Source organism: Pseudomonas spelaei (genome assembly GCF_009724245.1).
Taxonomy (GTDB): domain Bacteria; phylum Pseudomonadota; class Gammaproteobacteria; order Pseudomonadales; family Pseudomonadaceae; genus Aquipseudomonas; species Aquipseudomonas spelaei.
In genome coordinates, this window is the sequence record NZ_WNNK01000053.1 from 1 (window position 1) to 12,891 (window position 12,891).

The 12,891-nt window shown below is 60.5% G+C and carries 10 protein-coding genes and 4 tRNA genes; 9 read left to right on the forward strand and 5 right to left on the reverse strand.

Annotated features, from left to right (window positions below; all coding sequences use genetic code 11):
• The first annotated feature begins 565 nt into the window (after nt 1-565).
• The 6 genes from kdpF to GNF76_RS28980 all read left to right on the forward strand — a co-directional run bounded on the left by kdpF (nt 566) and on the right by GNF76_RS28980 (nt 8,716).
• Nucleotides 566-664, forward strand: a complete 99-nt coding sequence (kdpF, locus tag GNF76_RS29745) for a K(+)-transporting ATPase subunit F (RefSeq protein WP_003219423.1) — start codon at nt 566-568, stop codon at nt 662-664.
• 107 nt (nt 665-771) lie between these two features.
• On the forward strand, nt 772-2,478 hold the full coding sequence (gene kdpA / locus GNF76_RS28960) for a potassium-transporting ATPase subunit KdpA (protein ID WP_155586466.1): 1,707 nt from the start codon (nt 772-774) through the stop codon (nt 2,476-2,478).
• 10 nt (nt 2,479-2,488) lie between these two features.
• Complete coding sequence (gene kdpC, locus GNF76_RS28965; protein ID WP_155586467.1) at nt 2,489-3,148, forward strand: K(+)-transporting ATPase subunit C; 660 nt, start codon at nt 2,489-2,491, stop codon at nt 3,146-3,148.
• An 11-nt stretch (nt 3,149-3,159) separates the two neighbouring features.
• Complete coding sequence (gene kdpB / locus GNF76_RS28970; RefSeq protein ID WP_155586468.1) at nt 3,160-5,232, forward strand: potassium-transporting ATPase subunit KdpB; 2,073 nt, start codon at nt 3,160-3,162, stop codon at nt 5,230-5,232.
• A gap of 137 nt (nt 5,233-5,369) precedes the next feature.
• Entirely contained in the window at nt 5,370-8,027 is a 2,658-nt protein-coding gene (locus tag GNF76_RS28975; protein ID WP_155586469.1) for a sensor histidine kinase, read from the forward strand.
• Complete coding sequence (locus GNF76_RS28980; RefSeq protein ID WP_155586470.1) at nt 8,024-8,716, forward strand: response regulator; 693 nt, start codon at nt 8,024-8,026, stop codon at nt 8,714-8,716. The genes GNF76_RS28975 and GNF76_RS28980 overlap by 4 nt, the downstream gene beginning before the upstream one ends.
• A gap of 79 nt (nt 8,717-8,795) precedes the next feature.
• Here the strand turns inward: GNF76_RS28980 and GNF76_RS28985 are convergent.
• The 4 genes from GNF76_RS28985 to GNF76_RS29000 form a co-directional block, all read right to left on the reverse strand.
• Nucleotides 8,796-8,872, reverse strand: a tRNA-Asp gene (locus GNF76_RS28985).
• 18 nt (nt 8,873-8,890) lie between these two features.
• Nucleotides 8,891-8,966: transfer RNA gene (locus GNF76_RS28990), tRNA-Val, on the reverse strand.
• Nucleotides 8,967-9,144: 178 nt separating this feature from the next.
• A tRNA-Asp gene (locus GNF76_RS28995) sits at nt 9,145-9,221 on the reverse strand.
• A gap of 20 nt (nt 9,222-9,241) precedes the next feature.
• Nucleotides 9,242-9,317: transfer RNA gene (locus tag GNF76_RS29000), tRNA-Val, on the reverse strand.
• Between the two features lie 159 nt (nt 9,318-9,476).
• Here GNF76_RS29000 and rdgC point away from each other — a divergent pair.
• The 3 genes from rdgC to sugE all read left to right on the forward strand — a co-directional run bounded on the left by rdgC (nt 9,477) and on the right by sugE (nt 11,962).
• Nucleotides 9,477-10,397: a recombination-associated protein RdgC gene (rdgC, locus tag GNF76_RS29005; protein ID WP_155586471.1), complete on the forward strand. Its 921-nt coding sequence runs from the start codon at nt 9,477-9,479 to the stop codon at nt 10,395-10,397.
• 175 nt (nt 10,398-10,572) lie between these two features.
• On the forward strand, nt 10,573-11,535 hold the full coding sequence (locus GNF76_RS29010; protein ID WP_155586472.1) for a bile acid:sodium symporter family protein: 963 nt from the start codon (nt 10,573-10,575) through the stop codon (nt 11,533-11,535).
• A 112-nt stretch (nt 11,536-11,647) separates the two neighbouring features.
• On the forward strand, nt 11,648-11,962 hold the full coding sequence (sugE, locus tag GNF76_RS29015; protein WP_155586473.1) for a quaternary ammonium compound efflux SMR transporter SugE: 315 nt from the start codon (nt 11,648-11,650) through the stop codon (nt 11,960-11,962).
• Between the two features lie 134 nt (nt 11,963-12,096).
• Here the strand turns inward: sugE and GNF76_RS29020 are convergent.
• Nucleotides 12,097-12,891, reverse strand: a 795-nt coding sequence (locus GNF76_RS29020; RefSeq protein WP_218585315.1) for a M91 family zinc metallopeptidase, incomplete at its 5' end; no start/stop codon positions are given.

Consider the following 12,891-nt stretch of genomic DNA (forward strand, 5'->3'; position numbering starts at 1 on the left):
CTGGGCCGGCATTCCGGGCGTTTGCCAAAAGTGACCCGCTGTAAGAGCGGAACCATAAGCAGCCGTGACCGCAACAACGGATATGTACTCCAAACAACCAAACAACCTGGTCGGCTACCAGGCCGCCACGTAAAGAACCCGTATAAATCCCCCCATCCCCATAACGATTACGTCGTCCCTGTTGAGCAACCACCCCCCCAGGACCTACCGTAACTTCCTGCCCACTAACCCCAGCAGGAAGCCATCGTGGAAAGTTCAACCCTAGGCATGATCGTCCTCTCAATGATCGCTATATTCGGCGCCGCCGCTTTCTGTTTCGAGCAACTCGCCACCCGCACTTCAAAGAAAAAGAAAGCCAAATAAGCGGCTCATAAAAATCAGCAGAACCCCAAACTTTCAAGGGATACCCCGACCCCGGGCTATCCCTTTTTTTCGTTCCCCCACCACAACCCTCTCTATACACCGTCTTAATGCCAACCCCCGCAATCAGTGCCCAAGCTTGATGCCCACCGCCTTAACCTCCCCGCGTCCGCAATCGCGGCTTATTAACCAGGGGAGTTCCACCGTGCTGACACTCAAGTTCATCTATATCGCCAGCGGCTTATGCGCCGTCGGGCTGTTCGCTTATCTGGGCTACGCCCTTATTCGCGCCGAAAAGTTCTAGGGAGCCCGCCATGTACGACCTGATCTTTGTAGGCATCTCCCTGGTGTTTTTTGTTGCGACAGCCATGGCCATTGTTGCCATGGGCAAGATTTGAACGGAGCCTCGACATGTTAAGCACTTTGCTGGAATTCGCGCTGGTCCTGGGGTTGATGACCGGGCTCGCCGTGCTCATGGGCAAGTGGCTGACCCGGGTATTCACCGGAACCCGCCACGCCCTGCCGGAACGCTGTACCTATCGCCTGCTGGGCATCGACCCACAGGAAACCATGGGCTGGGCTCGCTACGGTTCGGCGCTGTTGCTGTCGAACGCAGCGATGATGCTCCTGGGCTACCTGGTCTTGCGTCTGCAAGCCGTCATGCCGATCAACCCGCTCGGGCTCGCCGCGCAGACACCGGACCTGGCGTTCAACACCGCCGCGTCCTTTATAACCAACACCAACTGGCAGGCGTACTCGGGCGAAACCAGCCTGTCGAACTTCAGCCAGATGGCGGTTATCACCTTCCTGATGTTTGTCGGCGCCACCTCCGGCGTAGTCGCCGCTGCTGGTTTCATTCGTGGTTTGAGCCGCTCAAGCTCGGCAGATATCGGCAACTTCTGGGTCGACTTCACCCGCATCCTGTACCGCGTAATGTTGCCGCTGTGTGTGGGCATGGCGCTGGTGTATGTCTGGCAAGGCATGCCGCAAACCTTCGCCTCCCAGGCGCTGGTCACAACGCTGGAAGGTGCACAACAACAGTTGATTGTCGGCGCCGTGGCGAGCTTTGAGTCGATCAAACACATCGGCACCAACGGCGGCGGTTTCTTCAGCATGAACGCCGCGCACCCGTTCGAAAACCCGACGCCACTGACCAACGCCCTGCACATTCTCAGCATGTTGCTGATCCCTTCGGCACTGACCTACACCTTCGGCAGCATGCTGCTGCAACGCCGTCAGGGCTGGGTGTTTTTCGGCACGTTCCTGGTGATGTTCATCGGTTTCCTGACGCTGGTCTACGGCTCGGAGCAGAACGGCAACCCGCTGCTGACCCAGGCCGGCGCCAATCAGGTGCTGTCTATCGAACAAAGCGGCGGCAACATGGAAGGCAAGGAGCTGCGCTTCGGCATCGCCGACAGCAGTCTGTTTATTGCGACCACCACCGCAGCGACCACCGGTTCGGTCAACGCAATGCATGACTCGTTGACCCCTATGGGCGGCTTCGTGCCCTTGGCGCAGATGATGCTCAACTGCGTATTCGGTGGCGATGGCGTGGGCTTTATCAACCTGATCCAGTACGCACTGCTGACGGTGTTTCTGGTGGGCATGATGATCGGTCGCAGTCCGGAATTCCTCGGTAAAAAGATCGAGGCGCGGGAGATGAAACTGGTGATGCTTTCGGTCCTGGCGCACCCCATCAGCATCCTCGGCTTTACCGCTCTCGCCGCCCTCTGGCCCGACACCATGGCCAGCCTCAACAACCTCGGCCCCCATGGTTTCAGCGAGGTGCTGTACGCCTACACCTCCGGCACCGCCAACAACGGTTCGGCCTTTGCCGGACTGAACGCCAACACGCCGTTTTTCAACACCACCATTGGCCTGGCGATGTTGATCGGACGCTTCTTCACCATGCTGCCGATGCTGGCCGTCGCCGGTTCGCTGGCGATGAAAAAAACCGTACCGGCCGGCGCCGGCACCATCCCCACCGCAACCCCGCTATTCATGGTGCTGGTGGTGTTTGTGGTGCTGGTGGTCGGTGGCCTGACCTTCCTGCCGGCGCTCGCGCTCGGCCCGCTGGTGGAGCAACTGCAGTTGCTGTCCGGCCAGACGTACAACTAAGGAAACGTTGATGACGACTCAATCGATATTCAAGGGCCTGCTGCGCCCGGTGCTGGTCTCGGCGGTGTTTTTCATGGCGTTGACCGGCCTGGCGTACCCGGCCGTCACCACCCTGGTCGCGCAACTGCTGTTCCCGTTCCAGGCGCAGGGCAGCCTGATTGAACGCGATGGGCTGGTGATGGGCTCTGTACTGATTGGCCAGGACTTCACCAAGCCTGAGTATTTCCATGGACGGCCCAGCATGACCCTCGGCGCTGACCCGCAAGACCCGAGCAAAAGCGTGTCGCAGCCCTACAACGCCGGCTCCAGCGGTGCCAGCAACCTCGGCCCTACCAGCCAGAAACTAATGGACCAAGTGGCCGCCCGGGTTCAGGCCTATCGGCAGGACAACGGGTTGGCCGCCGATGCGCAGGTACCGGTGGACGCCGTCACCGCTTCAGCCTCGGGCCTGGACCCGCACATCTCGGTTGCCAACGCCCGCCTCCAACTGGCACGCGTCGCTCGCCTGCGGCAGATTCCCGAAGCCGAACTGCTGCCACTGCTGAACGACCACACCGCCGCCCGCACCTTCGGCCTGCTGGGCGAGCCACGGGTCAATGTGCTGCAACTCAACCTCGCGCTGGACGCCCGCCTGCCTTCGCGTCAGCCCCCTATTGCGGCCAGTGAGTAAGAGATTTCCCCATGATCAAGAATGCTCGTTTACCCCTGTTTGATCGGCGCATCGTGCTCACTGCCTGCGTCGATGCCTTGAAAAAACTGCTGCCCCAGTCCCAGCGGAAAAACCCGGTGATGTTCGTGGTGTACCTGGGCAGCATCCTCACCACGCTGCTGTGGTTCCAATCCCTCGGCGGCCAGGGTGAAGCGCCCAGCGGTTTTATCTTGAGCATCACCCTGTGGCTGTGGTTCACCGTGCTGTTCGCCAACTTCGCCGAAGCCCTGGCCGAAGGACGCAGCCGCGCCCAGGCGGCAAGCTTGCGCAGCATGAAACGCCAGACCCTCGCCAAGTTGCTGCAACAACCCCGGCATGGCGCCGCGTGGCTGCCGACCGAAGCGACCATGCTACGTAAGGACCACGTGGTACTGATCGAAGCCGGCGACCTGGTGCCGCTGGACGGCGTGGTGATCGAAGGCGTGGCTTCGGTGGATGAAAGTGCAATCACCGGCGAATCGGCACCGGTGATTCGCGAAGCCGGCGGCGACTTTTCCTCGGTCACCGGTGGCACCCGGGTGCTGTCGGACTGGCTGGTGGTGCGCATCAGCGTCAACCCCGGTGAGTCGTTTCTCGATCGCATGATCTCGATGGTCGAATCGGCCAAGCGCCAGAAGACGCCCAATGAAGTCGCGCTGACCATTTTGCTGGTAGGCCTGACGCTGTTGTTCCTGCTGGTGATCGCGACGCTGAGCCCTTACTCGATCTTCGCCGTGGCCATGAGCGGCAGCGGCAGCGTGGTCAGTGCCACAGTGCTGGTGGCGTTGCTGGTGTGCCTGATTCCCACCACCATCGGCGGCCTGCTCTCGGCCATTGGCGTGGCGGGCATGAGCCGGATGATGTCGGCCAATGTGATCGCCACCTCCGGCCGTGCGGTCGAGGCAGCAGGTGATATCGACGTGTTGCTGCTCGACAAGACCGGCACCATTACTTTGGGCAATCGCCAGGCCAGCAGTTTCCTGCCGGCGCCGGGCGTCAAGGAAGCCGAGCTGGCCGATGCCGCGCAACTCGCGTCACTGGCCGACGAAACCCCGGAAGGCCGCAGCATTGTGGTGTTGGCCAAGCAGAAATTCGATATCCGCGCGCGGGACATCAACGCACTCGGCGCAAGCTTCGTGCACTTCACCGCGCAAACCCGCATGAGCGGTGTCGACCTGCCGGAAGGCCGGACGATTCGCAAGGGCGCGGCGGATGCCATCCGCAGTCATATCGAAGCGCTGGGCGGGAGTTTTCCGGCGGCCTTGCAGGCCAAGGTCGATGAAGTCTCGCGACGGGGCAGCACGCCGCTGGTGGTGTCCGATGGCGCCAAGGCGTTGGGCGTGGTGGAACTCAAGGACGTGGTCAAAGGCGGGATCAAGGAGCGTTTCGCCGAACTGCGGCGCATGGGCATCAAGACCGTGATGATCACCGGCGACAACCGCCTGACCGCCGCAGCGATTGCGGTAGAAGCGGGCGTGGATGACTTCCTCGCCGAGGCGCGCCCGGAAGACAAGCTGCAACTGATCCGCGACTACCAGGCCCAGGGCAAGCTGGTGGCCATGACCGGCGACGGCACCAACGATGCCCCGGCGCTGGCCCAGGCCGACGTGGCGGTGGCGATGAACAGCGGCACCCAGGCCGCGAAAGAGGCCGGCAATATGGTCGACCTCGACAGCAACCCGACCAAGTTGATTGAAGTGGTCGAGGTCGGCAAACAGATGCTGATGACCCGTGGTGCGCTCACCACCTTCAGCGTGGCAAATGATGTGGCGAAGTACTTCGCGATCATCCCGGCAGCGTTTGTCGCGACGTATCCACAACTCGGTGCATTGAACGTGATGCACCTGACCAGTCCCAACTCGGCGATTCTCAGCGCGGTGATTTTCAACGCACTGATCATTGTTGCGCTGATTCCGTTGGCGCTGCGAGGCGTGACCTATCGGGCCATTGGCGCGGCGGCGTTGCTCAATCGCAACCTGCTGATCTATGGCGTGGGCGGGGTGCTGGTGCCGTTTGCCGGGATCAAGCTGATTGACATGGTGCTGACCGGTTTGGGTTTGGTTTGACTCGCACCCTGTAGCCGCTGCCGCCAGGCTGCGATAAGGCCGAAGGCCTTCAGTGATCTGAAGATCCTGCGCCCGGTTCCCGGGCGATCGCAGCCTGCGGCAGCGGCTACAGGTTTGTGTCTATTAATGAGGACAAAATGCTTGCCATAGATAACGACCGCCCCGACCCCGACGCCCTCCTGGCTCGGCTCCAGCAAGAAGAACAAGCCGCCTTGCGCGGCAAACTGCGTATCTACTTCGGCTCCAACGCCGGCGTGGGCAAGACCTGCGCCATGCTCGCGGCGGCGCAACGGGAAGTCAGCCTGGGCCGCGACGTGCTGGCCGGCGTGGTAGAAACCCACGGCCGCCAGGAAACCGCCGAGTTGCTCGACGGCCTGGAACAACTACCTCGCGCCAACCGCTTGCACCGTGCATTCGCCCTCACCGAGTTCGACCTCGACGCCGCCCTGCTTCGCCATCCCAGCGTGCTGTTGGTGGACGAACTGGCCCACAGCAACGTCCCCGGCTCGCGTCATCCCAAACGCTGGCAAGACGTGGAAGAACTGCTCAGCGCCGGCATCGACGTGTGGACCACCCTCAACGTCCAGCACCTGGAAAGCCTTAACGATCTTGTCAGTGGGATCATTGGCATTCGTGTGCGGGAAACTGTCCCCGATCATGTGTTCGACAATGCCCACGAAGTAGTGGTGGTCGATCTGCCCCCTGATGATTTGTTGCAGCGTTTGAAAGACGGCAAGGTGTATCTGGGGCCTCAGGCCGAACGGGCATCACGGCATTTTTTCCGCAAGGGCAATCTGTTGGCCTTGCGAGAACTGGCCTTGCGCCGCACGGCCGACCGAGTCGACACACAAATGCGGATGTATCGCCGCGAACGTTCGATCAAGGCCCTGTGGCCAGCACGGGAGCGTTTGCTGGTCGGTATTGCGGGCGATGCCGGCGATGAGCGCCTGGTGCGGGAAGCCGCACGTCTGGCGCAAAAACTTGAAGCTGATTGGATCGTGGTCCACGTGGCCTCGGCCCAGCGCCACGGACGTGGGGCCAGGCGCTATCTGACGGCGATGAAGAGCCTGGCCCTGGCTGCCGAATTTGGTGCCGACACCGCGACCCTCCCCGGCATGGAGGTGGCCGAAGCCCTGGTGGCCTGCGCTCGAGAACACAATGCCAATCGCCTGGTGCTCGGCCATCACCCGCGCCAGACGTGGCGTTTCTGGCATCAGTCAGTCAGTGACCGAATCAGTCGGCATCATCCACAAATCGATCAGATTGTGATTGCCCACGGCGTGTTACCCGCCAGCCCACCGGTTACTGAAAAACCGACGCCAGCACCCGGCAGAGCCATGGCCTACGTCTGGGCCAGCCTTGCCTGTTTCGCCGCCAGCGCCATCGCTGCACTGCTGCTGCAAGTGTTCGACCTGGCCAACGTGGTCATGCTGTTCCTGCTCACCGTGGTGCTGGTGGCCCTGCGCTACGGACGCGGCCCCGGCGTGTGGGCGGCGATGCTCGCGGTGCTGTGTTTCGACTTCTTCTTCGTGCAGCCGCGCTATTCATTCACCGTCACTGACACCCAGTATTTTTTCACCTTTGCGCTGATGCTCGGCATCGCGCTGATCACTGGCCAACTCACCGCCCGCCTGCGCCATGAAGCGCGCACCGCTGCAGCGCGGGAGCGACGGGCAACCTCATTGGCCCGGCTGGCCCGGGACCTGTCGGCAGCCCTGACCGTGGAGCAGATCGGTGAAGTGGCGCTGCGCACCTTCAGCGGTGTGTTCGAGGCACGGGTGGGCCTGGCATTGCCGGATGCCGCCGACGGTGTGCACAGCGTCGGCGCAGGCGTGCTGCCCATCGACGAAAGTATTGCCCAATGGACCTACGACCACGGCCAACCGGCCGGTCAAGGCACCGGCACGCTGTCCGCCGCCAAAGGCCGCTATTTACCGCTGAAAGCGCCGATGCGTGTGCGCGGCGTATTGGTGCTGGAACTGGCGCAAAGCGAGCGTCTGAACGAGCCGGAAGAAGCCCGTCTGTTGGAGGCGTGCATGAGCCAATTGGCGATTGCCCTGGAGCGCGTGCATTTCGTCGAAGTGGCACAAAGCACGCTGGTGCAGATGGAAGGCGAGAAGATGCGCAACACCTTGCTCGCGGCGATTTCCCACGACCTGCGCACACCGTTGACCACGCTGATCGGCGCCGCCGACACCGCTCTGCCCCACGCCCCGCCAGGCCCGCTGACCGAGCTGCTGCAAGGCATTCACGAACAGGCGACTTCAATGCAGCGGCTGATCGAAAACCTATTGGATATGGCTAGAATGCAGGAACGTGGCGTGCGCCTGAATCGGCAATGGCATTCCCTGGAAGAAATCCTCGGCAGTGCCCTGCGTCAGTTGCGTGAACCTTTGGCCAGGCACGTCATACGCACCATGATTGCCGCGCATTTTCCGTTGGTAGAGGTCGATGCCCTGTTGATCGAACGGGTGCTGGTCAACCTGCTGGACAACGCCGCCAAGTACACCCCCGAAGGCACCCAAATCACTGTCGCCGCCCGCGAAGTCGAGGGCAGCATCCTGCTGGAAATCAGCGACAACGGGCCGGGGGGCGCACCTCCCAATCTGTTCGAACCGTTCACCCGCGGCCAGCAGGAATCCGCCGTCACCGGCATCGGCCTCGGGTTGGCCCTGGCCAAACGCATCGTCCTGGCCCACGGCGGGCGTATTGAAGCGCTGCCTGGCGCCGAACGAGGCATGCATTTTGTCATCACTTTACCGGCGGGCACCCCGCCCTCCATGGAATCCCTATGAGCATTGCACGCATTCTGATAGTTGAAGACGAGGCCAATATCCGCCGCTTCGTCGGTATCGCCCTGCAGGATGAAGACTTTCAGGTGTTCGAGGCCGACAGCGTCAAACGCGCACTGATCCACGCGGCCAGCCGTCAGCCAGACCTGGTGATCGTCGACCTGGGCCTGCCCGACGGTGATGGTAAGCAGTTGATCAGCGAGTTGCGCGGTTGGCTGGCGGTGCCGATCCTGGTGTTGTCGGCGCGGGATCGCGAAGAGGAAAAAGTCGCCGCCCTGGACGCCGGAGCCGATGACTATTTGACCAAGCCCTTCGGCGTCCCCGAGTTGCTGGCGCGCATCCGTGCACAACTGCGTCGGCATGGACAAACCGGCACAGTGGCGGCCACCAGCAAGGTGATATTTGGCGAGATTGAAATCGACCTGGCGACCCATGAGGTATGGCGCCAGGGCCAACCTGTGCACCTGACGCCCATCGAGTACCGCTTGCTCTGCGCGATGATTCGCGGGCAAAGCCGGGTGCTCACCCATCGCCAGTTATTGCTGGAAGTGTGGGGCCTGGATTACGTGGAGCGCGCCCACTATTTGCGGGTGCATATGGCGCATCTGCGGCAAAAGCTGGAAGCGGACCCGGCACAACCACAGCATTTCATTACTGAGTTGCAGGTGGGGTATCGGCTGGTTGGGCTCTGAATGAGGGGCACAAAAAAGCCCGCTGTTTAAGCGGGCTTTGCGTGGTGACCTGGCGTTCAGTGTTCCAGGTTACCGAATATGGCGCAGCGGACGGGACTCGAACCCGCGACCCCCGGCGTGACAGGCCGGTATTCTAACCGACTGAACTACCGCTGCGCGTAGCGTTGGACGTAATGGTGGGTGATGACGGGATCGAACCGCCGACCCTCTGCTTGTAAGGCAGATGCTCTCCCAGCTGAGCTAATCACCCTTTACGTTCGGTGCGGGGCGCATTCTATACCAAAAATTCCTAATGTGTTGATTTAAATGCAATTTATTTAAAAAAACTTCATCAGATGATTTTTTGCCAATCCCCAGACAGCAAAAAGCCCGCGATTAAGCGGGCTTTGTGTGGCGACCTGGCGTTCAGCGTTCCAGGTTACCGAATATGGCGCAGCGGACGGGACTCGAACCCGCGACCCCCGGCGTGACAGGCCGGTATTCTAACCGACTGAACTACCGCTGCGCGTAACACTTGAATGCGAATGGTGGGTGATGACGGGATCGAACCGCCGACCCTCTGCTTGTAAGGCAGATGCTCTCCCAGCTGAGCTAATCACCCTTCACGTTCGGTGTGGCGCGCATTCTACGGAGCGACCTACACTCTGGCAAGCACTTTCTTAAATATTTTTTTCAGGCCTTCCAATGGCTTAGGCGGGGTTGGCCTATGGCGCTACGAGGGGAATAATGCCCCCCTTTGTATAAAGGAGAGACTCACCCCATGTGGTTCAAAAACCTGCTTATCTATCGCCTGACCCAAGATCTGCCTGTTGATGCCGAGGCGTTGGAAACTGCACTGGCCACCAAACTGGCGCGCCCTTGTGCAAGCCAGGAGTTGACCACTTACGGTTTCGTCGCCCCGTTCGGTAAAGGTGAAGACGCACCGCTGGTGCACGTCAGCGGCGACTTCCTGCTGATCGCCGCCCGCAAGGAAGAACGTATCCTGCCGGGGAGCGTGGTACGTGACGCAGTGAAGGAAAAGGTCGAAGAGATCGAAGCCGAGCAAATGCGCAAGGTCTATAAGAAGGAACGCGACCAGATCAAGGATGAAATCATCCAGGCCTTCCTGCCCCGCGCGTTTATTCGCCGTTCGTCGACCTTCGCCGCCATCGCACCAAAACAAGGCCTGATCCTGGTCAACTCGGCCAGCCCCAAGCGTGCAGAAGATCTGCTGTCCACCCTGCGTGAAGTGATCGGCACCCTGCCGGTGCGTCCACTGACCGTGAAAATGGCTCCGACCGCCACCCTGACCGACTGGGTCACCACGCAGAAACCGGCCGATGACTTCTTTGTCCTCGACGAATGCGAACTGCGCGACACCCACGAAGACGGCGGCATCGTGCGCTGCAAGCGCCAGGACCTGACCGGCGAAGAAATCCAGCTGCACCTGAGCACCGGCAAGGTGGTTACCCAACTGTCTTTGGCGTGGCAGGACAAGTTGTCCTTCGTGCTGGATGACAAGATGGTGGTCAAGCGCCTGAAGTTTGAAGACCTGCTGCAGGATCAAGCGGAACAGGACGGCGGTGATGAGGCCCTGGGCCAGCAGGACGCCAGCTTTACCCTGATGATGCTGACGTTTGGTGACTTCCTGCCGGCGCTGGTTGAAGCGCTGGGCGGTGAAGAGACTCCAGAAGGGATCTAAAGCGGGCACGGTCAGTGGGAGAGCTGGCTTGCCTGCGATAGCATCACCTGGGTGTCTCTGATAAACCAAGGTGTTTGCATCGCAGGCAAGCCAGCTCCCACATTTGATTGGGTTTGCACATTAGGATTGCAGTCGTCCGGCACCCCGCATTTTCTTAATAACAAGGACCAACTCCATGCGCGCACTCGCCGCCTTGAGCCGCTTCGTCGGCAATACCTTCGCCTACTGGGTGCTGATTTTTGCCGTGGTTGCGTTCTGGCAACCCAACTGGTTCATTGGCCTGAAAAGCGCCATCGTCCCGCTGTTGGGGCTGGTGATGTTCGGCATGGGGCTGACCCTCAAACTTGAAGATTTCGCCGAGGTTGCCCGCCATCCGTGGCGCGTGGCCCTGGGTGTGGTCGCGCACTTTGTAATCATGCCCGGCGTGGCCTGGTTGCTGTGCCAGGCCTTCCAACTGCCACCGGAAATCGCCGTCGGCGTGATTCTGGTGGGTTGCTGCCCGAGCGGCACCTCGTCCAACGTGATGACCTGGCTGGCCCGTGGCGACCTGGCACTGTCGGTGGCCATCGCCGCCGTCACCACCCTCCTTGCCCCATTACTGACCCCGGCGCTGATCTGGCTGCTGGCCTCGGCCTGGTTGCCGGTGTCGTTCATGGAGTTGTTCTGGTCGATCCTGCAAGTGGTGCTGCTGCCCATTGTGCTTGGGGTAGTAGCACAACGACTGCTGGGGAATCGGGTTCGCCACGCCGTGGACGTGTTGCCGCTGGTGTCGGTGGTCAGCATCGTGATTATCGTCGCCGCCGTGGTTGCGGCGAGCCAGGCGAAGATTGCCGAGTCGGGCCTGCTGATCATGGCGGTAGTGATGCTGCATAACAGCTTCGGTTACCTGCTGGGCTACTTCACGGGGCGCCTGTTCAAGCTGCCATTGGCGCAACGCAAGTCACTGGCACTGGAAGTGGGCATGCAGAACTCGGGGTTGGGTGCCGCGCTGGCCAGTGCGCATTTCTCGCCGTTGGCGGCGGTACCCAGTGCGCTGTTCAGCGTCTGGCACAATATTTCCGGGGCGTTGCTGTCGACCTATTTCCGGCGGATGAGCGAGAAAGAAGATCGTGAGTTACTGGAACAGCGAGCCGATTGAGTGTTGATCACTCAGTCAGTTTTCGGCACTCTACGCACCTTCGCGAGGACGACCTCGCGGCTCAATCGAGTGCTCAACCCGGGGACGACCCCATCTATCGATGGAGACCATCATGTCCTGGATCATTCTGTTTTTCGCTGGCCTGTTTGAAGTCGGCTGGGCCGTCGGACTGAAATACACCGACGGTTTCAGCAAACCACTACCCACCGCCCTGACGATTACTGCCATGGCTATCAGCCTCGGCCTGCTGGGGTTGGCCATGAAAGAGCTGCCCCTGGGCACCGCCTATGCCATCTGGACCGGAGTCGGTGCAGTGGGCACGGTGATCGCCGGGATTATCCTGTTTGGGGAGTCCATGGCGTTGTTCAGGCTGGCCAGTGTGGCGTTGATTATTTGCGGGCTGATCGGGCTCAAGGTCAGCGCATAACTGCGCGCATCGCAGTGGAGGCAATGGCCTGTACCGCCACAAGCATCGCAACCTGGACCTGTCGTTTGTCGACGGGCTTCTGACCAGGACGTCAGGTCTCAGGTTGATCGATCTTCGAAGCGCAAAGCAGGATATCAGTCTGAGTATTTGCGACGCGGTGGCAAACCTAGTTCGTAGAGAAGCGAATTTTCGGTATATGGCCATGGGTTAGCGGTAGTGGGAGGAGTCAACGGATTATTATCGAAGTCAAAAGGGTCGCTGCTGGTAGGGAGTCCCACCGCTTGGCGCTCCACGTTAGACTCTGTTACAGGCCCGTTGCGGCCGGGACCTAGAATCGTATCACCCGCTAAAAAAGTGCCAGTTCCGCCGTTGATCGCGTGAGCAAGCTCATGATGAAGAACAACGACCGGAGGCCGTTGATGCCCCGGCGTAATGAACGAGCGGTTATACGTCACGACTGGAGTCTGCGCCGGAGCCCCCGCTATACCGTCTCTTATGTAGCCATCCGCAAGGCCCTTCCGGCGATTCTCTTCGTTGTTTCTGACGCCCAAACCCGGGTCCGAGTAATGATAGTAGTTACCATACAACCCTTCCCTGACGGCGACAGGCGCCTTAAGCGAATCTATTATCTCAAGTGACTTCTGCCCTGTCGGCGAACCTCTGTAAAAATTCAGATCATCTTCTACACGTTGGGTGAAATCAGCAGAGCCCTGGATCTTGATCCCGTTATGACCGCCATTGGAGGGGGTTACGTTGTAAAAAAGCGTAGAGGGATGGAGCTGGCTCAGGTCGTCTGTATGTTGTCCGAATACACGACTCCCTCCAGAGTATGTTTGCACCGAGTCCCGCCCTTCCCCCGTATAAATAGCATTTTTGTCACCCCCGAAAATAACGTCATCACCTTTCCCACCATGCAGAATGTTGTAGCC